The sequence below is a fragment of the Ruegeria sp. 6PALISEP08 genome (assembly GCF_001238295.1).
In the GTDB taxonomy this organism is placed as follows: Bacteria; Pseudomonadota; Alphaproteobacteria; order Rhodobacterales; family Rhodobacteraceae; genus Ruegeria.
In genome coordinates, this window is record NZ_LGXZ01000008.1 from 174,897 (window position 1) to 194,998 (window position 20,102).

Consider the following 20,102-nt stretch of genomic DNA (forward strand, 5'->3'; position numbering starts at 1 on the left):
ATGAACGAACCCATGATCCAGCTACTGGTCCTGGCCGGAATTGCCGTTTTCCTGATCCTGCGCCTCAAAAGCGTATTGGGTACGCGTGAAGGTTTTGAAAAGCCGCCTGTGCAACAACAGCCCGAAGCGCACAAGTCGCGCCGCGATTTCGAGGTGATCGAAGGCGGCCCGGATCATGACATCACTGACCATGTCGTAGAAGACAGCGAGCAGGCGCAAACCCTGGCCGCCATGAAACGAGTGGAGCCCAGTTTTTCGGTCGGTGAATTTGTTCATGGCGCACGTGGTGCGTATGAAATGATCGTGATGGGGTTCGAAAAGGGAAATCTGGACGAAATCCAGCCGTTCCTGTCGGAAGAGGTTTTTGAATCCTTCGTTGCGGGCGTGGCCGCACGCGAAGATCAGGGACTGACCATCGAGGCCGAATTTATCGGCGTCCGAGAGACTGCCCTGTCGGATGTGAAGTTCGACAAGGATACCAATGAGGCCGAAATCACCATGAAGTTTGTGGGTGAGTTGACCTCGGTTGTGCGGGATCGCGGTGGTGACATCATCGAAGGCAGCCCGAACACCGTGAAACGCCAAAAGGACAGCTGGACCTTTGCCCGCGTGATGGGCAAGGACGATCCGAACTGGCTGCTTGTTGCCACGGACGCATGATTGCTACGCTCCGGTCGCTTTTTCTGGTGGCTGCGATGACCGCTGCCAGCGCTGCCGGGGCCGAGGCAACGCGATCCATTCTGGCGTTCGACGATCTGCAGGGCTGGGCCGACGATAACCACGGTGCAGCCCTTGCCGTTTTTCTGAACACATGTGGTGATCTGAAGGACCCGGATTGGCGCGCGTTATGCGGAGTAGCGGCGACATATGACGCGGATGCTGCGCAGGCGTTTTTTGAGCTCTTCTTCCGCCCGGTTCTGGTCGAGGATGGCAAGGATGCCCTTTTTACAGGGTATTTTGAGCCTGAACTTGATGGCGCGCGTAGCCGGACTGATCGCTTCAAGTACCCCATTTACAAAATGCCCCCCGAAGCGGGGAATGGGCCATGGCTCAGCCGTCGGGAAATCCTGACCGGTGATGCGATGCAGGGACGCGGGCTTGAGATTGCCTGGGTCGATGACCCGGTTGAACTGTTTTTCCTACAGATCCAGGGCTCGGGGCGTGTCCGGTTGCCTGATGGTGGTGCGTTGCGCGTCGGTTATGGCGGTGCCAATGGCCACCCCTACAGGTCCATAGGAGTTGAATTGGTACGACGCGGGGTCCTGGGTGCGCATGAAGTTAGCGCCCAGATGATCCGAGCATGGGTGCGCAAGAACCCAGAAGCTGGTGCCGAGTTGCTGTTCCACAACCCTTCCTATGTTTTCTTCCGCGAAGTCTCGCGCGTTGCGCCTGAGCTTGGGCCGCTGGGCGCCATGAACCGATCGATCACTACGATGCGCAGCATTGCGGCGGATCCGGCCTATACCCCGTTGGGGGCTCCGGTCTGGGTTGAGAAAGACGGAAAGGACCCGATGCGGCGCTTGATGATCGCGCAGGATACAGGTGCGGCCATTAAAGGCGCGCAAAGGGCAGACATCTTTTTCGGAACGGGTGACGAAGCCGGACAAGCGGCGGGCAGGTTGAAAGATCCGGGCCGGATGGTCGTTTTGTTACCAATCCAGCGTGCTTATGCTTTGTTGCCGGATGAATTCTGATGACCCGGCGCAAACTGACGAGCGAAGAGATCGAGCTGTGGCGCAAGGTCGCCAAACAGGCCGAGCGGATGCACCCGGAAATCCCGCAGACGGTCCATCCGACTTCTTTGCCGAAACCCAAGCCCAAGAAAACGCCGAAACCCAGGTTTGAAGCGTTTGAAATGGGTCAGGTCCATCAGGCCAAACCGAAACCGAACGATTTGAAACCATCGGTCACGGATACGCTGCGCAATTTGCCGGTTCAGATGGATACCAAAGCCTTCGGCCGGATGAAGCGGGGCAAACTGAAACCCGAAGGCAAGCTGGATTTGCACGGTATGCGGGTCGACACGGCGCATCCCGCGCTGATCCGTTTTGTCCTGACGGCGCAGGCGCAGGGCAAGCGGCTGGTTCTGGTTGTGACCGGTAAGGGCAAGGATCGGGACGAGCCCGGCCCGATCCCTACACCACGCGGTGTCCTGCGCAATCAGGTGCCGCACTGGCTGTCCATCCCGCCACTGTCACAGGCGGTGATGCAGGTCACGCCCGCCCATATCAGCCATGGCGGCGACGGGGCTTACTATGTGTATCTCAGGCGCGTGCGCTAAAGATCACGACTGGCGCCGGAAATTCCGACCCAAACCAGACCGCATACCAGTACGAAGAACATGCCTACCCAGATAAACTGGGTGTTCAGCGATACACCAACGTCAATCAGAAGCCCGGTCAGGCCCGGACCAATGGCCGACCCAAGTACCATGACTGCCGCCGCCATTGCCTTGATGGCTCCGATGTGCCGGGTTCCATAGAATTCTGCCCAGAACGCACTGGGCAATGTACTGTTCGCCCCAACGGTCAGAGCCAGAAAGATCAATCCAATCGTTGCTCCTGAAATAGAGTTGGTCACGCCTAAAATGACAAATCCGATCGCCATGGGGATTTGGTAGTAGGGCATGATGCGCGCTGTGCCCCATTTATCCAATGCCCAGCCCGCAGCAAACAGCGATAAAAGCGATACTCCGGTATAGACAGGAAACAACGCTACCAGTTGGATATGCTGCCAGCCTTTGACATCAGCCAGATAAACCTGGTGGAAGAAAAACGCAGTGATGAATGCCGATGGTCCCAGGACCGATGGCACCATGAACCAGAACAGAGGATGGAACAGGGCGTCGCGGCGGCTCCAATGACGGTCCTGCATGCCTGTGGCAGAGGATTCGCTGGACAAGCTTTGCGGTGTTCGTTCGTCACGCAGTAAGCGCATAAGCATGGGTATGCCCAACAACGTGACACCCGCAGCAACAATCCACAGCCAGCGCCAGTCCAGGTAAACCATCGCAGCGACAAAGATCAGTGGCAGTAAGGCTTCCCCGATCGCATAACCCGTTGAGGCAATGGAGAGCGCTTTGCCCCGCGTAACGGTGAACCACCGCGCCATTGCGACAACGGCCAGATGTGTGCTCATTCCCTGACCAAACAAGCGCAGGAGAAAGATCACTGCTGGCAACACCAGCAACCATGTGTTCAGTGACATGGCAATGGCGGCCAAGGCCAATCCCGCCAGAACCACAGGGCCCAATACCCGGACCCGGAAGATGTCCGTTAACCCCCCGGCCCAAACCATCACAATGGCCGACAGGGTTGTGCCCAATGTGTATAGCCCGCCCCAGGCACCATGGCTGAGGCCAAATTCCGCGCGGATCTCACCAGAGAAGATCGAAATGAAAAAGGTTTGTCCAAAACTGGACAGAAAAGTCAGCAGAACGCCGGCACCAAGCCAGGTTGCGTTGTCCAGCAGATACTGACGCAGGTTGAACCGCGTCACGGAGAGCCGACCTCCGCCTGCCCTGTTTCTGTCAGAACAATTCCAGTAGCACCATCAGGATTGCGCTCGGAGGGCGGCACCAGAATGTCGATTGCCGGTCGGTCCTCACGTCCGAAGGTACGGTTGACGCGCCGCAACGAGTTGAGGATCGACAGCAATGCCGGGGATGTCGCCGCAACGAAATGCGAGGACGCCGCGTCACTGTTGAATGCTGTTGTATCGATGACGCTGATCGGGAATTCCTCAAGCGGATCAATCGAGCTGATGTTTCCCAGCCTTTGCCCCTCATGCGTGCCGCGAAGGCGTGCCGAGATGTTCAGAATCTTGTCCTTTTGGGACACCATTACAAGGAATGGATCGGGGGGGTTGTCGATCCGCTTCATTTGCGAACGGAACAGATCAAGATCCAGGTCGGGTGAGATCAGCACGACGCCTTCGATGTTTCGTTTGGCCCAACCGGGTTCCTGCAATTCAGCTTGCCGCATCATTTCCATCGACAGGGCCCCACCCATAGAATGCGCGATCAGAATAACGCGTTTCACACCCATGGATTTCAGTTCGCGGATGGTTTGCTCCAACCCGTCGCGGGCAAACAACATACTGTCCAGATCGTAGGCATATCCGTAGCCCGTTGCACGGCTTGGCCAAGAATACACCAGCGTCGATCCCGGAAGGCCGATGTCATGCGTCAGCTGTGCGGCGCGGAAGATCGTTTCGGTCTGGGTCGAGTTGTAGCCGTGCACAAAAATGGTGACGTCATCCTGACCTCGTAGATGTTCGCGCAGCCCTTTAGGGCCGTCCAATTCTGTCACATCTGCCAGAACAAATTCTTTTTGCGGATTAGGGTTCGCGTAGGAGAATTTGAGTGTACCCGGAGTATGCGTCGGCGGAATCGAAACCGTAGTTTCCAAAAACCTTAACGTTTCGCCACGTCTGAACCCATATGATCCGTCAGCCTCACGCGCTCGGGTCGTGCTGGCAAAGATGGTTTCTGGTGTGCCGATACTTGCAGCAGCAGGCACAACCTCGGACACTGTCCGGTCAACGCAGGCGCTGAGCGAAAGAGATACGAACAAAATGATGAAATAGCGCAGCACGGGTCAACCCTCGGGGTGGTTCGTGCATACGCTATCTTATTCTCGCCCAGCGTCCAGCGGGGCCGAGCAAAAACAACGGCGAAATCCGGCCTGCCCCGTTACAAAACGTAACGGCTGAGGTCGGTGGACTTGGTCAATTCTCCAAGATTGTCGCTGACAAACTGCGCATCGACAGTGATTTCTGTTCCGGCTTTGTCAGGGGCCGCAAAGGACAGGTCTTCGAAAACCCGTTCCATGACCGTGTAAAGCCGCCGCGCGCCAATGTTTTCGATACTTTGGTTTACATCTGCCGCAATTTTCGCCAGCGCGGCGATGCCGTCTTCGGTAAAGCTGACCGCTACCTCTTCGGTGCCCATCAGTGCGGTGTATTGCCGGGTCAGTGCGTTGTCCGTTTCGGTCAGGATGCGCACAAAATCTTGTTCTGTCAGGGCACGCAGTTCCACGCGGATTGGCAGACGGCCCTGCAATTCCGGCAACAGGTCCGAAGGTTTGGCGATGTGGAACGCCCCTGACGCGATGAACAGGATATGGTCGGTTTTCACCGGGCCATGCTTGGTCGAGACAGTTGTGCCCTCGATCAGGGGCAGCAAATCACGCTGAACCCCTTCGCGGCTGACATCACCGCCGCGCGCGTCCGAACGGGCACAAACCTTGTCGATTTCATCCAGAAAGACGATGCCGTTCTGTTCGACCGACTCCAACGCCACCCGATTGACGGTTTCGTCATCCAGCAGCTTGTCGGCCTCTTCTCCGATCAGCACGTCATAGCTTTCGGCGACAGTCAGGCGTTTTTTGACGGTACGACCGCCAAACGCCTTTCCGAAAATATCGCCCAGGTTCATCATTCCCATTTGGCTGCCGGGCTGGCCCGGAATGTCGAACATCGGCATCGGGTTCGCGCTGTCGGAAACCTCCAGTTCGATTACCGTATCATCCAGGTCGCCCGATTTGAGCTTTTTGCGGAACATTTCACGTGTCGCTTCACGGGCATCCGTTCCGGCGAGCGCTTCGATCACGCGATCCTCGGCGGCCTGATGGGCGCGGGCTTTGACGTCTTCGCGCATGTATTCGCGGGTCTGGAGGATCGCTGCGTCTGCCAAATCACGGACGATCTGTTCCACGTCGCGCCCGACATACCCAACCTCGGTAAACTTGGTGGCTTCGACCTTGATAAACGGCGCGCGGGCCAGTTTGGCCAGACGGCGGCTGATTTCGGTCTTGCCCACACCGGTGGGGCCAATCATCAGGATGTTCTTCGGATAGACTTCATCCCGGATATCATCAACCAACTGCTTGCGTCGCCAACGGTTGCGCAGGGCAACGGCCACCGCACGTTTGGCATCTTTCTGGCCAATGATGAAGCGGTCCAGTTCCGAGACAATCTCGCGCGGGGTCAGGTCTGTCATAGGTATTCTATCCGTTTGTTTCGCAACGGAACCTAATCATACGACGCGAAAACACAAGCTGATCACGAAAATCTCGCGCCAACTCACCACGAACACACGAAAAATCGATGTGATGTGAATCGTCACGCGTACGGCATGTGAGGCATAGATTTTCACAACAGGCAAACCAGCCTGAATTTACAAATGGAGATACCTCATCATGATGACTCGTCGTTCGCTTTTTGTGAAAGCTGCCGCAACTGGCGCGGCGCTGACCCTGGCCGGCACCACCGCTGCTGTGGCAGGCGGCGCCAAAAAGAAAGGCTCGTTCGAGGGCCGCTCGAACCACATCACCACCGGGTCAGTGAAACTGGTCAAGGAAGGCGACCGTTACATCGTTGAGCTGGGCGACGACTTTTCGCTGGACGGTGGTCCCGACCCGCGCGTGGCCTTCGGCAAAGATGGCAAATACGCTTCTGACAGCAAGCTGGGTGCGCTGCTGCATCTGACGGGCAAGCAATCTTATGCTGTACCGCCGACAATGGATGTGTCGGGCTACAACGAAGTCTATATCTGGTGCGAGGTCGCCGGTGTACCGCTGGGTGTGGCAACACTGAAGTAATCACGATTGTCAGAGGTCGAGCGCTTCGGCCTCTGACGCGCAGCTAGGTAACAGGGCAACTGTCTGTTACACTCGCCCCAAGGCATTGGAACCGGGGGCGTTTTATGACTAAAATTGCCAAGATCACGCTACTTTTTGTAGTTTTTGTTGATCTGATCGGGCAAGGGTTGGTCTTTCCGATCATCAATTCCCTGATCATGGAAACCAAATCTGGCTTCCTGGCTGACAGCACGTCGGTAGGTCGCCGCCATTTCTATTATGGGCTGGTAATCGGGTGCTTCTTCCTGTCGTGGTTTCTGGGCGTTGTCTATGTCTCGAAAGTGTCGGATTCGATCGGACGCAAAAACGCCTTGCTCGTGTGTCTTTGCGGGGCATTGGCCGGATATGCCCTGACCATTGCCGCTCTTTACCTGAACAGCCTTCTTCTGTTGATTGTCGGGCGTTCGATCACCGGATTTACTGCGGGCAACCAGCCCATTGCTCAAGCCGCGATGATAGATGGCAGTACTGATGCCGCGGATCGAGACCGTAACATGGGCTATATTGTAACGGGCGTCAGCTTTGGCCTTGTCGGTGGGCCGATTATCGGAGCGGTTTTGTCAGATGCTGCCTTGTTGGGCAGTTTCGCGACGCTGAAAACCCCATTTTATGGCGCTTTCGTTTTGGTGTTGATCGCTATCTTTCTGGTGCTTTTCTTCTTCCAGGATACCCGAATAGATCGTGCGCCTTTTGTATTCCGGCCCCGTGACATTGCAGACAGCCTGGTCGCGGTACGAGGTCACCCGATGGTGCTGAAGATCCTGCCTGTTTATTCGTTCTTTATGATTGCAAACGTCACTTTCTACGTGTTCGTCGACAATTTCCTGACCAGCGCTTTCGGGTACGGAGTCATCGGAGGCAGTATGGCGATGGTTGTCATTGGTGTGGCATTGGCCTTCTCCAGTACCTTCCTTGTGAAACCCGCGCAGGAAAGATTCAGCAAACATGCGATTATCTACACATCACTTGTGGTCATGGTGGTTTGCGGACTTGCTTTCGCCTTCAGCCCAAGCGGCGTCTTCAGCTATGTGCCGGTCTTTTTCTTCTACTTCCTGTTCGGAGTTGCTTATCCGACGATGCTGGGTTTGTTCTCCTCCAGCGTCAGTGAGACGGATCAAGGCTGGGTCATGGGTGTGACAACCGCTGTCTTCTGTCTGGCCGGAGGCATCATGTCCCTGATCGGCGGCGGACTGATGAGTATCGACATCCGCGTGCCCTACTACATCGTGGTATTCGCCGCGATCTTGGGCCTGATCGGAATGCACCGCCGCTGGAAGGGGAAAGAGATTAAGGCGCTGTTAGCCTGAAATCGACTCAACCGTCAGATTGCCGTTGGTATAGACGCAAATGTCGGCGGCAATTGCCATGGCCTCACGCGCCACCTGCTCGGCCTCTTTGTCGCCGTCCATCATCGCGCGGGCTGCGGCGAGGGCAAAGTTTCCGCCTGACCCGATGGCAGCCACATTGTGTTCTGGCTCCAGCACGTCCCCTGCCCCGGTGATCACCAGAAGGTCCTTGCCGTCGGTGACGATCAGCATCGCCTCAAGCTTTTGGAGGTATTTATCAGTGCGCCAGTCCTTGGCCAGTTCGACCGAGGCGCGGGCCAGTTGGCCGGGTGTGGCCTCAAGCTTGGATTCCAGACGTTCCAGCAACGTGAAGGCATCCGCGGTCGATCCAGCGAACCCAGCCACAACTTCAAACCCGCCGGGTGACAGGCGGCGTACCTTGCGGGCCGTTCCCTTAATCACCGTCTGGCCCAGACTGACTTGACCATCACCGGCTATCACGACCTGACCGCCCTTTTTGACGCCTATGATCGTCGTGCCGTGCCAACCGGGAAAGTCGTTATCTGCCATGATCGTCTCCGTTTTCACTGGCGCTATATATGGGCTGGGCGCGGTGTTGACGCAACCCGTTCCGAAACCGCCCAAAAGATATGCAAGAAATGCAATTCGGGTCTACCAGACCAGCAATTGTGAGTCCGGCACAGAGGTACTACATGAGGCTCACAACCGACAACGGGTCGGCTGTTTCTTCAAAAAGGACTGCGCACATGGCAACCACCGCTAATATCCATGCGCCGCTCGGAGCAGCTACCATCCTGCACGTGGCGGACACTTTCACCAACGTCGTCAAATCTGTTGTCAACTGGAACGACGCACGTAAAACACGGATCCTTCTGTCGAAGCTCAGCGACGATCAGCTGGACGACATTGGTCTGATCCGCGAGGATATCGCCAAACTCTGATCCTTCTGACGGATCACCAATTCGAAACAGCCGCCCGGGATTCCGAGCGGCTTTTTCTTTGCTCAGTTCTGCACGAATTTTCCGGCAAGGTCAGGCAGAAAAGCTTCGATCGCAGCAGTTGCAACCACATGTTTGGTGCCAGCCGCTTCATCAACAACATCCAGACCTCCTTTGACTACGCGGACTTCGGCCCTGCCCCTTGGCAGGTCGGCAGCAACCAGATCGCAATCCACCTGTTTGGGGTCCTGTACGCCGATTGTGACGCTGACGCGCATTTCGGAATGATCAATTCCAAGATTAGAAAACAGTGTGATCGATGAATGATGCAGTGCGTCCTGCACCGCACGTCGGGCCGCTTTGGTATAGTCCTGACCGTACAGGTCGTTGCCTGTTCCCATTTCCAGGATGATGCGTTTTTCACTCATTGCGCGGGCTCCATGTCAAAAGAAACGACCAGAGCGGCGTTGGCCATGACCGTGCACCCGTCACTATGTGGTTTGTCGATATCCAACCCGCCTTTTGTGACCGTGATATTCGGCTGACCATAAGGGAAGATGGCTTTGAGCGCTTCGGTATCCACCTGATCCGGCTGTTGGACGCCGATTTCAGCATCAATGATCATTGCCTCTTTGGGGAATCCAAACAGTTCAGCCATATTGACCGAGTTATGCCACAGCGCATCCTTGATCGCTCGCAACGATGCCTCGGTATAGTCCATTCGGCGCAGGGAGGTACCCATCCCGAACTCTACAAGAACCCGCGTTTTTGCCATTGGTTTCTCCGACATATGCAACAAAAAAGGCGCCCCGATCTGAGGCGCCTTTGGAACAATCTGCTAGGACCAGATCAGATGGATTCGTCGATCCAGCTTTGCAGCGCAGCTTTGGGGGCCGCACCTGCGCGGTTGGAAACAACCTGACCGTCCTTGAAGATGAACAGTGCCGGGATACCGCGCACGCCCATTGCGGCCGCCGCGTTCGGGTTGCTGTCCACATCGACTTTCGCGATTTTCACCTTGTCGCCATACTCGGCGGCCAGTTCTTCCAGCGCGGGGCCGATTTGTTTACAGGGGCCGCACCATTCAGCCCAGAAGTCCACGACCACGGGAACGGTCGAGTTTTTGACTTCGGCGTCAAAGGTGTCGTCAGTAACGGCTACGGTCGACATATTCTGTCTCCTGAATGGGGTAAGCTCGGGAACAGAACGTAGGTGCCGCGCCGGGTAAGGTCAAGACATCCGGGCGTGGGCCAAGGCTTCCGTCACAAGATCGTGTGGCAGCCACATCAAGCTTGCAGTCCGGGTCCACAGAATGGCGGTTCGGATGCTGCGGTCAGGATAAATCTGCGCCAGCGCCTGAGCATAGGCCCCCATCTGGCGCAGCAGTCCTTCGGGGCAATCTTCTATCCGGTTTGGGACGGTCGCATTTGTTTTGAAATCAACTACTTGTACGTCCGCATCTGACACGATCAGTCGGTCGATGATTCCATGCATCCGCTGTCCGTTCAAATCTGCGGTTACCGGCACTTCGGCCAGAGTTTCGCGTGCAAAGATGTGTTTGAGAGACTCCGCCGTCAGCACTTGGGTGGCTTCGGTCAAAAGGTCTTGACGGTCTGCGTTCTGCATATCCGGTAGCAACCGGGCGCAAAGCTCGGGCCAGACGTCCGGTGCTGCTGTCGGCAGGTGTTCCAGCAACAGGTGCAGACGCGTTCCGCGCAGTTTTGCAGCGTCTTCATCCAAACCGGCATCCCCGGGCAACGCTTTGGCACCGCCAAGATCCGAAGGGCTGAGCGCGCTTATAGGGTCAATCGGTTCGGGTGCCGGGCGCTGGAACAAATCCGGCAGATCGACCTGATCAGCGACCGTTTGTGGCTGGTCGGTCAAAGGCGGCGCGTCCCAATCCCCGTGGGACAGGCGGCGGATGTCGGACCCCGGTACCAGCGCGGCCCCGGCTCGCTCCATCGCGGCTTCGACCATTTGATACCAGCTGTTGCCGTCTTTGCCCAAATCGCCGGCTGCGGCCACAATCAACCATTTTTCAGCCCGTGTTAGAGCCACATACAGCAATCTCAGCCGTTCATTTTCCTCGCGGTTGCGCGCCACTTCCCGTGCGTGCGAGATCAGGTTGGGCGAGACATCTGCTGACACTTTCCACAGCGGGGTGCCATCGGCCACCATAATCTCGGCATCACGTGGTGGTTGGCGTTTGCCAGTATCCGGCAGGATCACAATCGGAGCCTCAAGGCCCTTTGAACCGTGCACGGTCATCACCCGGATCATGTTGCCGACACCGCTCATCTGCCGCTTGATTTCCAGATCATCGGTCTGCATCCAGACCAAAAACCCGGTCAAGCTGGGAATATCCGTTCGTTCATACGCCAGCGCCTGAGACAGCAAGGCGTTGATACCGTCTTCAGCTTCGGCCCCCAGACGACCCAGCAGTTTGCGCCGCCCGTCATGGCGGGTCAGAATACGTTCGATCAGGTCATAGGGGCGCAGAAAGTCGATCTGGCTGCGCAGATCATTCAATATGGCGAGCGTTTCGGGAAATTCATCTGCCCGGTTACGCAGCGCGGCCCAAAGGAACTGTTCCTGTCGCCGGTGCGCCAGATCGAAAAGCTGCTGCTCGGACCATCCGAACAAAGGGGACTTCAGAACCGTCGCCAGTGACAGGCTGTCTTCGGGCGTGGCCAGAAAGCTCAGAAGCGCGGCGAGGTCTTTGACCGCAAGTTCAGCACCCACTTTCAGCCGGTCAGCGCCCGCGATCGGCAGACCGGCAGATTTGCAGGCGCGGATGATCTCGGCAAAAAGGTCCGAACGGCGCTGGACAAGGATCAGGAAATCCCCCGGCTTCACTTTCCGACGTACGAATGTCTCGGATTTGCCATCCTCCGGGATCGTTTCACCCCGTTCGATCATGGCCTTGATCGACTGCGCAACCTGCTCGGCCAGAATGACGGTATGGTGTCGCGCACCGGGGCGATCCACCGGATCGATCCAGTCGCCTTCTTCGGAATCTTCAACTTTTTCCACGACGGGCCAAAGATCAACCCGGCCCGGCAGATCGGCCTTGAACGCACGATGCTGGCTGTCTTTGTGAAACCCTGCCTCGATCCGGTTTTCAAACAGAAAATCGACCAAAGACAGGATCGCGCTGGAGGATCGAAACGAGTATTCCAGCGTCATGTCCCACAACTTAGAGTCTGATTCAGCCAGTTTTCGGCCAAACTCTTCCTGCATTCTGTCAAACGCCTGTGGGTCAGCGCCCTGGAAGGAATAGATCGACTGCTTCTTGTCGCCGACCACAAAGATCGTGCGCTCAACCCCGGACCGCGCTCCTTCCCCACTGGTGAATTCCTGGGCCAGTTTTTCGACCACGTCCCATTGGTCCGGGCTGGTGTCCTGCGCTTCGTCCACCAAAATATGGTCGATGCCTCCGTCCAGCCGATACAGCACCCATTCGGCCACCGCCGGGTCATTCAACACTTGACGCGCGCACAAGATCAGGTCGTCGAAATCCAACCATCCCCGCAGCTGCTTACGCCGCTCGTACTCGGGCAGGAAAGCGGCAGCAAAGCGGTGCAGGACTGCGGTTTTCTGCGCAGCGACCAGCGCCAGACGTTGTTCGCGCGCCGCCTCAATCCGCAGCATCAAGGCTTCCAATTGTGGAATCCGGTCGGCCAGAGCGCCTTCGCGCAGGGCTTTGGTTGGAAAGCTGTTGAGTTTGGCGGTGAACGGTTCTTTTGCTCCTTTTCCGGTCAGCAACACGCTTTCCAACATGGGCAAATGCGCCAACCGGGATTCGGTGAACCCGGCCAGCTTAGCCGCGGCCTTGGCATTGTTACCGCCGCTTTCCGTCAAAGCGGGCAGCATAGACTGGATCAACTCGACTTCGCCACCAAGGAACACACGCTCAAACAGATGGGTTTCGTCAAAACCGTCCGGAAGATCGAATCGTGTCAACAGTTCCGACCACTCCAGTGGCTCCGCGAACAGATTGCGCTTGTGCGTGATCGCAGCGGTCAATTTGTCAAAGCCCGTATCGGTGACAAACCGAGCCGCATCTTCAATCAACCCAGCCTGAGTGCCTTGGGCGAAATCCTCGACGATCTCCTCTCGCAGAAGGGCTGCCGCGCGATCTTCCATCTCGGAAAACTGCGGGCTGACCCCGGCCTCCAGCGGAAAACGCCGCAGCAATGAAGCGCAGAACGAGTGAATGGTCTGGATTTTCAGACCGCCCGGCGTTTCGATGGCGCGAGCAAACAAGGTGCGTGCTTGCGCCAGCCTGTCCAGGTTGATGTCGCCGGGAACGCCCAGATCGGTCAATTGCTCTAGCAGAGAATCGTCATCCAGCATTGCCCACTCACCAAGGCGCTTGAACAATCTGTTCTGCATCTCGCTGGCGGCGGCCTTGGTGTAAGTCAGGCACAGGATGTGCTGCGGCTGCACCCCACCCAGCAGCAAACGCGCCACGCGGTCGGTAAGAACCCGTGTTTTGCCCGACCCTGCGTTGGCGGCCAGCCAGGTCGAGGCGTCAGGGCGGGCGGCCTGCACCTGCCGTTCGGTTGCATCGTTGCGCGGGCTCATGTCAGGTCCTCGGGGCAAGTATCGGCTGTGCGGTCCCATTCGCCGAACCGCGCCAGATGATCATAGTCACCGATATCCGTATCCTTGTGCAGCATCCGACGCGAAGAAAACCCCTGATCAGGCTCTAAATAAGCTGAAATCAGCTCTTTCAGCTCGGCAAGAACTTTGTCGGTTGGCTCCTTGATCAAGGGTGCCGCGACCTCTTTGTAACTGCCGCCCATCCCGATAAAGATGGCTTCGGCCACGTCTATCGGGTCAATGCTCTCGATACCGCCCTGCTCGGCCATAGCGGCCTCGATCAGCAGCTGTTTGTCGAATTTGGACTGCTGACTCTCCGTCGGCGGCGCACCGGTTTTGTAATCGATGATCCGCAGTGACCCCCGGCTGTTGTGATCGATCCGGTCCGCGCGGCCGACAATGGTGAAATCCAGAGGGTCCAGCACCAGTTTCATCGCCGCCTCAAACGCCACAGGCCCACCATCACCCCGGCGCGAGAGTTCGGCACCCAGGAAGTCATCCGCGATCCGCTCCAGCCGGGCCAGCCAGAGTTTGCGGGCGGTGGGCCAGGCGACATGTTGATCCAGAAGGGTGTGTGCCCGCTTCAGGAAGTTCTCGCGCGTCAACAATGCGCTGTCCAACACGCTGTCTTTGACGAAATGTTCAAGGATTTCATGGATCACGATGCCCCGAAGCAAGGCATCGGGGGCCTGTACCAAGGGGTCCAGCGGTTTCAGCCGCAACACATGTTTGGCGTAGATCGCATAAGGATCACGAATCAGCCGTTTGATCTCGGTCACGGACAGACGACGTGGGCGCGCGGCGACCGGGGGGCGCGGCGACGGGCGTGGCGCGGCGTCTATGTGCGGTGCATCTTCCAGTACCTCAGACCAGTTCAGCCAGCGCTGACCGCGGGCGCGCATCCCTTCCAGAGCGTCACGGCCACCCTGCCCCGGCAAGCCTTGCAGCAGGTTTGTCAGCCGGTTCAGCCAACGCGACGGCACCGTTTCCGCATCATCCGAGCGGGTCGCGCGGGTCAGCCAAACCTCGGGCGCGCCGATGGCCTGCTGGAAATCATGCGCAGACAGGCCGATCCGGCGCTCAGGCAGCAGCAACCCCGCCTTGTCGCGCATCTGACGGTTCAGCCAGGGGTCGGGTGCCGGGGCCTCGGGCCAGCTTCCTTCGTTCAGCCCCCCGAGAATCAGTAGATCGGCCCCCTGTACCCTGGCTTCGAGCGTACCCCAGATCATGATGTGCGGATGCGGTGCGTCGCGATCACGAACCTCTTCGCCCGCAAGCAATGCACCCAGCAGGTCGGCAAAGTCATGGGCCGTCATCGGGCCGCCATGCTGCGCCTCATCCCTGAGAGAGTTCACCACCGACAGCGCCTTTTGACCGGCGTTCTTGTCCCAAAGCGTGCCGGTTTCACCGGTGCTGCCGGCCGAGATCGCCTCGGCCAGTGTTGTCAGCCGTTCCACCCAGTCCGAAAGATGCAATTCGCCACTGACCTGTTGATTGCAGAAGTGATGCACGACCCATCTAACCCAGCTTTCTGGGGCTTCCTTGCGGACTGCAAATGCCGTGAGGCTGATGCTGTCCGGGAATGGTGGACCGTTGCGGCGCAGGTCCAGTTCCAGATCACGTGTATGCAACAGATGATTGCCGCGCTCACCTCCGTCATGACTCAGCGGGTGTTTCAGCAGTGTCAGCAGCGCTTCGCCCTCAAGGCGGCGCGTGAACAGGTTGGCCACATGGCGCAGAAAACGACCGGGCGGTGAGAGTTGCAGAGGCAAGCCCGCACTGTCATCCGGCAGGATGTTCCACCGATCCAACGCCGCGCTGACCTGACGGGTCAACATACGATCCGGCGTGATCAAGGCGGCGGTTTGACCGGTTTCAGCAGCTTGTCGCAAGCGTAAGGCGATGGCCAGGGCTTCGGCTCTGGGCGATTGTGCCTCGACCAGGGTCAGGTCTTTGGTTGCGCCTTCCAAGTCGGTCAGTTTAGGCCCTTCGGTCATCCAGGCGTCTGTTACAGGTGCCGGGCGTAAAGCGAGTGAAATCAATCGGTTGCGTGAAGGCGAGGGAGAGGAAAAGTCTGTCCATGGGGTGATTTGATCGGGCGCAAGCTCCAGCGCGCGCATCAGCTTGCGGAACCGGTATTGCGGATGATCTTCCGATGTCAACGCATCATCCAAACCTTGCCAGACATGATTGGGCTGGTCGAAATCATAACCCGGCAGCACCAGTGCCCCTTGTGGCAGGCGTGCGATCGCCTCCATCAGCATCAGGGTTGTTCCGCGCGAACCGGTGGAGCCCGCAAGAATGACTGGGTGCTGCGGAGGATTCCCTTGCCAACGCGCGATCAGGTTTTCGACAACGCGACGTTGGCGAGCCTGCGCATCCATCGCCTGTGCGTCAGTGTCGATGAAATGATCGGCAATGCCGATGAAAGCCTGCGCTCGTGCCCAATGTCCGGACATGTCGCTGACATCCAACTGCTGGATGGCCTCGGGCGACACACCTTCGCCCTGCATTTCGTCAATGAGCGCGGCCAGACTGTCCGAGAGGTCAAAGACCGAAGAACGCGCCGCCAGATCCGGTTGCTGTTCCAGCAGTTTGACCACCAGCTGAGTCAGTTCCAGACGCCGCCGCAGCGGTGGAACGGCAGGGGGAATCTGCGCCAGATCAACGCTTTCCCCCAATTCGGTGACCAACGACAGGCGTGGCAGCAGGCAGGGCGGACCTTGATTGAACAACTCGCGGACGCGCCGTTCCATACGCCGCGTGTTCAGCACCAACTCCACCCGAGCCAAAGCTTCCGGTGGGCCAGAGCAGCGCTGCCGCAGGCCATCGACCAATGCCTTGGGGAAATCCGTGCCAGGCGGCACGGCGAATACGCGGGGCAGGGCGCTAGGTTCAAACATCAGCCAGCAGTCCTTCGGCCAGCGTGATCCCCTCGGGACGTCCCACATCGCACCAGCGCCCCGGATACTCGACAGAAAACAGGCGGCCTTGATCGTGCATCTGGTTCCAAAGCAGGTTCAGCGAAAAAGCTGACTGCGAAAACGCACGTAATCCGTCCGTTTTGAGAATCTGCGCGCCTCCGTAAACTAAACCGGGCCCGCGTGTGATGCGCCCGTCCGGGTCGGCCGTAAAATCTCCGTCCCCATTGTGGCCTGTGGTTTGGGAAACTGGAACACACATCAAAAGCGCGTCCATACGGGTCGGATCCCACGCTTTTTGTAACAGGGTCAAAGGGTTAGGGCCGGACCAGATCGCATCAGTGTTCAGCGTGAACACAGGATTGGTGCCCAACAGTGGCAGGGCGGCCCTTAATCCGCCGCCCGTTTCAAGGATTTCGGGCACTTCGCGTGAGATCACCACGCCTTTGGGGTCGAGATGCTCATGCAGCTGATCTGCGTGGTAATGTACGTTCGCCACAATGCGCACGGGGTCGAGCTCATGAACAAAATCCAGCGCGTGATCAATCAGGGGACGCCCGGATACCTTGATCAACGGCTTGGGCCGGTCCTTGGTCAAAGCACCCATACGGGTGCCAAACCCCGCGGCAAACAGCATCACTGCAAAGGGCGATCCGGTCATTGCACTCTCAGCTTGTCAAGGTTTTCGGGCGTTGGGCTGGGCAAAGACTCGTGCAGCAGCGGGGCTATCGACACCAGGGCCGGGTGATCCAGATCGCGCATCAGATGCGCCCAAACAGCCGGTATCATATCGACGTAGTGCGGTTTGCCATAGTCGGTCGCAAGGCGCGCGAATACACCAAGAATGCGCAAATTTCGTTGTGCACCCAACACGCTGTAAGCGGTTCGAAAATCGTGGTCGTCCACGCCGGAGGCTGCGATGTACCGATTGATCATCTGCATCTCGATCCCGGGTGAGACCTTTCGGCGTATGTCCTGCAGCAAAGACACCAGATCATAGGCGGGATGGGCCAGAACCGCGGATTGGAAATCCAGCAGGCCAACGCGCTTGATCCCTGCGCGATTTGGCAGCCATATCAGGTTTTCCGCGTGATAATCCCTGAGCGAGACCGCTTTTGACCCTGATGTTTCACGGTGCAGAATATCCGCAAACCTGTGCTCAAACCGGTCCAAAGCATCCGCGTCACACTCCCCCTGTATGCCCGCCGCATATTTCGTGAAGGCCAATGTGGTCAGCTCTGTCATCAGCGCCGGGTCGAATGATGTCAAAGACAAAGTGGGGGCCTGATGCAGATGAAGCAGCACATCTGTTGCGGCCTCGTACAGCAAGCGTTCTTTAGAGGAGTCCTTGGCCAGAACGCGGGTGAAAAGATCATCGCCAAGATCTTCCAGCAGCAGAAAACCAAATTCGGCATCCTCTGCATAAACCTCGGGTGCGTTTAAGCCTACGGATCGCAGGTAGTTCGCAACGCGGACAAATGTTTCGACATCCTCGCACTTTTCAGGTGGCGCATCCATCAAAACGGCAGTTCGCCCGCTGGACGGGTCCGTTAGCCGTTCATAACAACGGTCTGAAGCATCACCCGCCAGAGGCGCGCGGTCTGCTTCGGCCCATGGGGTTTGTGCAATCAGCGCCTCGGCCAGGACTGCTCTGTTTGTCATCTGGCGGTCTCCAGTTTTCTTGCCCATTTCGGATCGGTCCACGACAGAGTCAAATGGCGCAATTTTTCGTTGTTAGGGTCTGTTTTGAGGGTCATTCGCAAAGCCGCATCCGGCGTAAGGGATCCCAGTTTTGCCGGCCATTCGACCAGGCATATTGCAGTGTCGAACGCATCGATCAGCCCCAGTTCCTCGACCTCTTCCACCATGCTCAGGCGATAGAGGTCGCAGTGCCAGATTTCACCGGCTGGCGTATCGTAAGCCTGCACCAAGGTAAACGTAGGCGAGGGGACATCTTCGGGCTCAGGCATAAGCGACTGGATGAGCGCGCGCGCAAAATGCGTCTTTCCGCTACCGATCTCGCCCTCCAACAGCACAACATCGCCTGGTTGCAGCGTCGCACCGACGTTCTCGGCGAATTTGGTGGTTTCTTCCGGTGACTTGAAGGTCAGAGATAGGGGCATTGTCGTCATGGCGCCACAATGGCCCCGCGCCTGACGGGCTGCAACCCGGTTCAGGCGCTGATCTGTTTGATGGCGGCCCTTTTTGTGGGCGTTTCAGAAACTGCAAATCGGACAATTGTTGCGCCGTTGTGAACTGGCGTGATGGTGCAATCGATCGCGATGCCGGATCTCAACTGAATTTCAGCCGTCCATTCGGTCCGGTTGTCGCGCATTTCAACAAAGTCTCGGATTTCGCCAAGCACAGGGGTCGCAATGCACAGATCTTGCCAGCATCGTGTGACGTCTGTGACCGTTTCAGTCTGGAACCCAACGTCTTGCGTGTCCCCCCAAAGCTCTTGATAGGCGTAGTTCGTGAAGGCCAGAGAACCATCATCGGTGAAAACGGCAATCGCATCTGCGAGCTTGTCAAATATGGATTGCATCAGGTCCATTTCAGATCGAAAACGGCGCGTCAGAGTGATCTCGGCGGTAATATCTTCGAACAAGAACGCCACGGCACCATCCGGGTGTGGTCGACCGCTGACGGAATAGACCGAGCCTGACGGGAGAGACCAAGTTTCATGGTAGTTACCGTCTTCTGCCGCCTCGAGAAGGTCATTCATCTGACGTCGCCAACTGCGATAGTTCTTGGGTTCCGGCATCATGTGTTGATCCCGAAGACGGTCAAAAAAGCCGCTCAGGCTTGGGCGACAACTAAGGAAATCGGGGGGCAAGGTGGTCAGGTCGATCAAAGCGGGGTTGAAAAGTGCAAGTTGTCGATTGCGGTCAAAGATGGCCAGACCGATCGAAAGCTGCGCAAACGTCTTGGTCATGGTTTGAACGAATTTGCGCTGGGCAGTTTCTGCTTCGACAATGGCGTTGATGTCGACAGCGTAACACAAGTGACCAGCCTCGTTCTCTACCTGAGTCAGATCGAACCACAGCTTTGTGCTGCTGTCAGCGAGATCGATCGATACTCTGGTTTTTCCAATGGATCGTTCCTCAACGAGGGCCGGGAACAAAGGATCGGTCAGGTCAGTGTCCTGATCGCGCGCCCTGCGGGCAAGTGTGACATAGGCAGCATTACACCATTGCACCCGTTTGTTTCGGTCCAGCAACCACACCGGATACGGGGCTTGATCCATCGCCAGCCTGGTGGGATCTATCGACGCTTCTGATCCCACGGGTTTGGTCTTGGCCGCTTCACGCAGACGCACACGGACAATTCCATCAATCCACTCGCAAATCACATCACGCTCAACGGTGCAATCGATCGGTGAGACCACGATAAAGCCTTCATCGCGCACTTTGTCTGGAATTTCAGGAAAGGATGGGAAATCCCTTTGCAGCAATCGGCGCAGATCTGTCCAGTTTCCTACATGTTCGAAACCGGCCAGAGCAATGTCGGAATGACTGATCAACCGCTCTCCGTCGAACAGGAACACCGCGTCGAACAAAGAGGTGTTGGAAAAAAGGCCAAAGGTCTGGTCCCGCAGCGTACGGCGCGGCAAGAGCCATTGAACCGCAAAGCAACCTGATACAACGCTGATCGCGGCCAGAATGATCCAATCGGCCATCAAATTCCCCA

Annotated in this window: 19 protein-coding genes; 6 read left to right on the forward strand and 13 right to left on the reverse strand. The window is 57.4% G+C overall.

The annotated features are described in order from the left end of the window. From ALB80_RS13795 to ALB80_RS13805, 3 genes are read left to right on the forward strand one after another with little or no spacing between them, the layout of a single operon-like run. Entirely contained in the window at nt 1-660 is a 660-nt protein-coding gene (locus tag ALB80_RS13795) for a Tim44/TimA family putative adaptor protein (protein WP_050604656.1), read from the forward strand. Continuing rightward, on the forward strand, nt 657-1,694 hold the full coding sequence (locus ALB80_RS13800) for a murein transglycosylase A (RefSeq protein WP_050604657.1): 1,038 nt from the start codon (nt 657-659) through the stop codon (nt 1,692-1,694). The genes ALB80_RS13795 and ALB80_RS13800 overlap by 4 nt, the downstream gene beginning before the upstream one ends. Then, nucleotides 1,694-2,281 (forward strand): Smr/MutS family protein, encoded by a 588-nt coding sequence (locus tag ALB80_RS13805; protein WP_050604658.1) that lies wholly within the window; start codon nt 1,694-1,696, stop codon nt 2,279-2,281. The genes ALB80_RS13800 and ALB80_RS13805 overlap by 1 nt, the downstream gene beginning before the upstream one ends. Here ALB80_RS13805 and ALB80_RS13810 read toward each other — a convergent pair. From ALB80_RS13810 to hslU, 3 genes are all read right to left on the reverse strand, one after another. Then, nucleotides 2,278-3,498 (reverse strand): MFS transporter, encoded by a 1,221-nt coding sequence (locus ALB80_RS13810; RefSeq protein ID WP_083445311.1) that lies wholly within the window; start codon nt 3,496-3,498, stop codon nt 2,278-2,280. The two genes, ALB80_RS13805 and ALB80_RS13810, sit on opposite strands and share 4 nt — an antisense overlap. Then, complete coding sequence (locus ALB80_RS13815) at nt 3,495-4,595, reverse strand: alpha/beta hydrolase (protein ID WP_050604659.1); 1,101 nt, start codon at nt 4,593-4,595, stop codon at nt 3,495-3,497. Before ALB80_RS13815 ends, ALB80_RS13810 begins: the two co-directional genes overlap by 4 nt. 98 nt (nt 4,596-4,693) lie before the next feature. Further along, a complete protein-coding gene (gene hslU / locus ALB80_RS13820; RefSeq protein WP_050604660.1) occupies nt 4,694-6,001 on the reverse strand; it encodes an ATP-dependent protease ATPase subunit HslU in 1,308 nt (435 codons plus the stop codon). Nucleotides 6,002-6,200: 199 nt separating this feature from the next. Between hslU and ALB80_RS13825 the strand changes: the two genes are divergently transcribed. Further along, on the forward strand, nt 6,201-6,602 hold the full coding sequence (locus ALB80_RS13825; RefSeq protein WP_050604661.1) for a DM13 domain-containing protein: 402 nt from the start codon (nt 6,201-6,203) through the stop codon (nt 6,600-6,602). Nucleotides 6,603-6,706: 104 nt separating this feature from the next. Further along, nucleotides 6,707-7,948: an MFS transporter gene (locus tag ALB80_RS13830; RefSeq protein ID WP_050604662.1), complete on the forward strand. Its 1,242-nt coding sequence runs from the start codon at nt 6,707-6,709 to the stop codon at nt 7,946-7,948. On the opposite strand, the gene hslV is transcribed toward ALB80_RS13830, so the two are convergent. Continuing rightward, a complete protein-coding gene (gene hslV / locus ALB80_RS13835; protein WP_050604663.1) occupies nt 7,940-8,497 on the reverse strand; it encodes an ATP-dependent protease subunit HslV in 558 nt (185 codons plus the stop codon). The two genes, ALB80_RS13830 and hslV, sit on opposite strands and share 9 nt — an antisense overlap. A 197-nt stretch (nt 8,498-8,694) precedes the next feature. On the opposite strand from hslV, the gene ALB80_RS13840 reads away from it, so the two are divergent. Beyond that, nucleotides 8,695-8,889, forward strand: coding sequence for a DUF1127 domain-containing protein (locus ALB80_RS13840; RefSeq protein WP_050604664.1), 195 nt, complete (start codon nt 8,695-8,697; stop codon nt 8,887-8,889). Between the two features lie 62 nt (nt 8,890-8,951). Here ALB80_RS13840 and ALB80_RS13845 read toward each other — a convergent pair whose 3' ends face one another. From ALB80_RS13845 to ALB80_RS13885, 9 genes are all read right to left on the reverse strand, one after another. Continuing rightward, entirely contained in the window at nt 8,952-9,314 is a 363-nt protein-coding gene (locus ALB80_RS13845) for a Lin0512 family protein (RefSeq protein WP_050604665.1), read from the reverse strand. Beyond that, complete coding sequence (locus ALB80_RS13850; protein WP_050604666.1) at nt 9,311-9,661, reverse strand: Lin0512 family protein; 351 nt, start codon at nt 9,659-9,661, stop codon at nt 9,311-9,313. The genes ALB80_RS13845 and ALB80_RS13850 overlap by 4 nt, the downstream gene beginning before the upstream one ends. A gap of 74 nt (nt 9,662-9,735) precedes the next feature. Then, a complete protein-coding gene (gene trxA / locus ALB80_RS13855) occupies nt 9,736-10,056 on the reverse strand; it encodes a thioredoxin (RefSeq protein ID WP_050604667.1) in 321 nt (106 codons plus the stop codon). 60 nt (nt 10,057-10,116) lie between these two features. Then, complete coding sequence (addA, locus tag ALB80_RS13860) at nt 10,117-13,473, reverse strand: double-strand break repair helicase AddA (RefSeq protein ID WP_050604668.1); 3,357 nt, start codon at nt 13,471-13,473, stop codon at nt 10,117-10,119. Next, nucleotides 13,470-16,394, reverse strand: a complete 2,925-nt coding sequence (gene addB, locus ALB80_RS13865) for a double-strand break repair protein AddB (protein WP_050604669.1) — start codon at nt 16,392-16,394, stop codon at nt 13,470-13,472. Before addB ends, addA begins: the two co-directional genes overlap by 4 nt. Continuing rightward, nucleotides 16,387-17,073 (reverse strand): nucleotidyltransferase family protein, encoded by a 687-nt coding sequence (locus ALB80_RS13870; protein ID WP_050604670.1) that lies wholly within the window; start codon nt 17,071-17,073, stop codon nt 16,387-16,389. The genes addB and ALB80_RS13870 overlap by 8 nt, the downstream gene beginning before the upstream one ends. Next, entirely contained in the window at nt 17,070-18,074 is a 1,005-nt protein-coding gene (locus tag ALB80_RS13875; protein WP_050604671.1) for an aminoglycoside phosphotransferase family protein, read from the reverse strand. The genes ALB80_RS13870 and ALB80_RS13875 overlap by 4 nt, the downstream gene beginning before the upstream one ends. Further along, nucleotides 18,071-18,544 (reverse strand): tRNA (adenosine(37)-N6)-threonylcarbamoyltransferase complex ATPase subunit type 1 TsaE, encoded by a 474-nt coding sequence (gene tsaE / locus ALB80_RS13880; protein WP_050604672.1) that lies wholly within the window; start codon nt 18,542-18,544, stop codon nt 18,071-18,073. The genes ALB80_RS13875 and tsaE overlap by 4 nt, the downstream gene beginning before the upstream one ends. A gap of 41 nt (nt 18,545-18,585) precedes the next feature. After that, entirely contained in the window at nt 18,586-20,091 is a 1,506-nt protein-coding gene (locus ALB80_RS13885; RefSeq protein WP_050604673.1) for a PAS-domain containing protein, read from the reverse strand. Nucleotides 20,092-20,102 lie beyond the last annotated feature (11 nt).

Coding starts and splice junctions, on each gene's coding strand:
- ALB80_RS13795 (WP_050604656.1), top strand. CDS start 1: ATGAACGAACCCATGATCCAGCTACTGGTCCTGGCCGGAATTGCCGTT.
- ALB80_RS13800 (WP_050604657.1), top strand. CDS start 657: ATGATTGCTACGCTCCGGTCGCTTTTTCTGGTGGCTGCGATGACCGCT.
- ALB80_RS13805 (WP_050604658.1), top strand. CDS start 1,694: ATGACCCGGCGCAAACTGACGAGCGAAGAGATCGAGCTGTGGCGCAAG.
- hslU (WP_050604660.1), bottom strand. CDS start 6,001: ATGACAGACCTGACCCCGCGCGAGATTGTCTCGGAACTGGACCGCTTC.
- ALB80_RS13825 (WP_050604661.1), top strand. CDS start 6,201: ATGATGACTCGTCGTTCGCTTTTTGTGAAAGCTGCCGCAACTGGCGCG.
- ALB80_RS13830 (WP_050604662.1), top strand. CDS start 6,707: ATGACTAAAATTGCCAAGATCACGCTACTTTTTGTAGTTTTTGTTGAT.
- hslV (WP_050604663.1), bottom strand. CDS start 8,497: ATGGCAGATAACGACTTTCCCGGTTGGCACGGCACGACGATCATAGGC.
- ALB80_RS13840 (WP_050604664.1), top strand. CDS start 8,695: ATGGCAACCACCGCTAATATCCATGCGCCGCTCGGAGCAGCTACCATC.
- ALB80_RS13845 (WP_050604665.1), bottom strand. CDS start 9,314: ATGAGTGAAAAACGCATCATCCTGGAAATGGGAACAGGCAACGACCTG.
- ALB80_RS13850 (WP_050604666.1), bottom strand. CDS start 9,661: ATGGCAAAAACGCGGGTTCTTGTAGAGTTCGGGATGGGTACCTCCCTG.
- trxA (WP_050604667.1), bottom strand. CDS start 10,056: ATGTCGACCGTAGCCGTTACTGACGACACCTTTGACGCCGAAGTCAAA.
- addA (WP_050604668.1), bottom strand. CDS start 13,473: ATGAGCCCGCGCAACGATGCAACCGAACGGCAGGTGCAGGCCGCCCGC.
- addB (WP_050604669.1), bottom strand. CDS start 16,394: ATGTTTGAACCTAGCGCCCTGCCCCGCGTATTCGCCGTGCCGCCTGGC.
- ALB80_RS13870 (WP_050604670.1), bottom strand. CDS start 17,073: ATGACCGGATCGCCCTTTGCAGTGATGCTGTTTGCCGCGGGGTTTGGC.
- ALB80_RS13875 (WP_050604671.1), bottom strand. CDS start 18,074: ATGACAAACAGAGCAGTCCTGGCCGAGGCGCTGATTGCACAAACCCCA.
- tsaE (WP_050604672.1), bottom strand. CDS start 18,544: ATGACGACAATGCCCCTATCTCTGACCTTCAAGTCACCGGAAGAAACC.
- ALB80_RS13885 (WP_050604673.1), bottom strand. CDS start 20,091: ATGGCCGATTGGATCATTCTGGCCGCGATCAGCGTTGTATCAGGTTGC.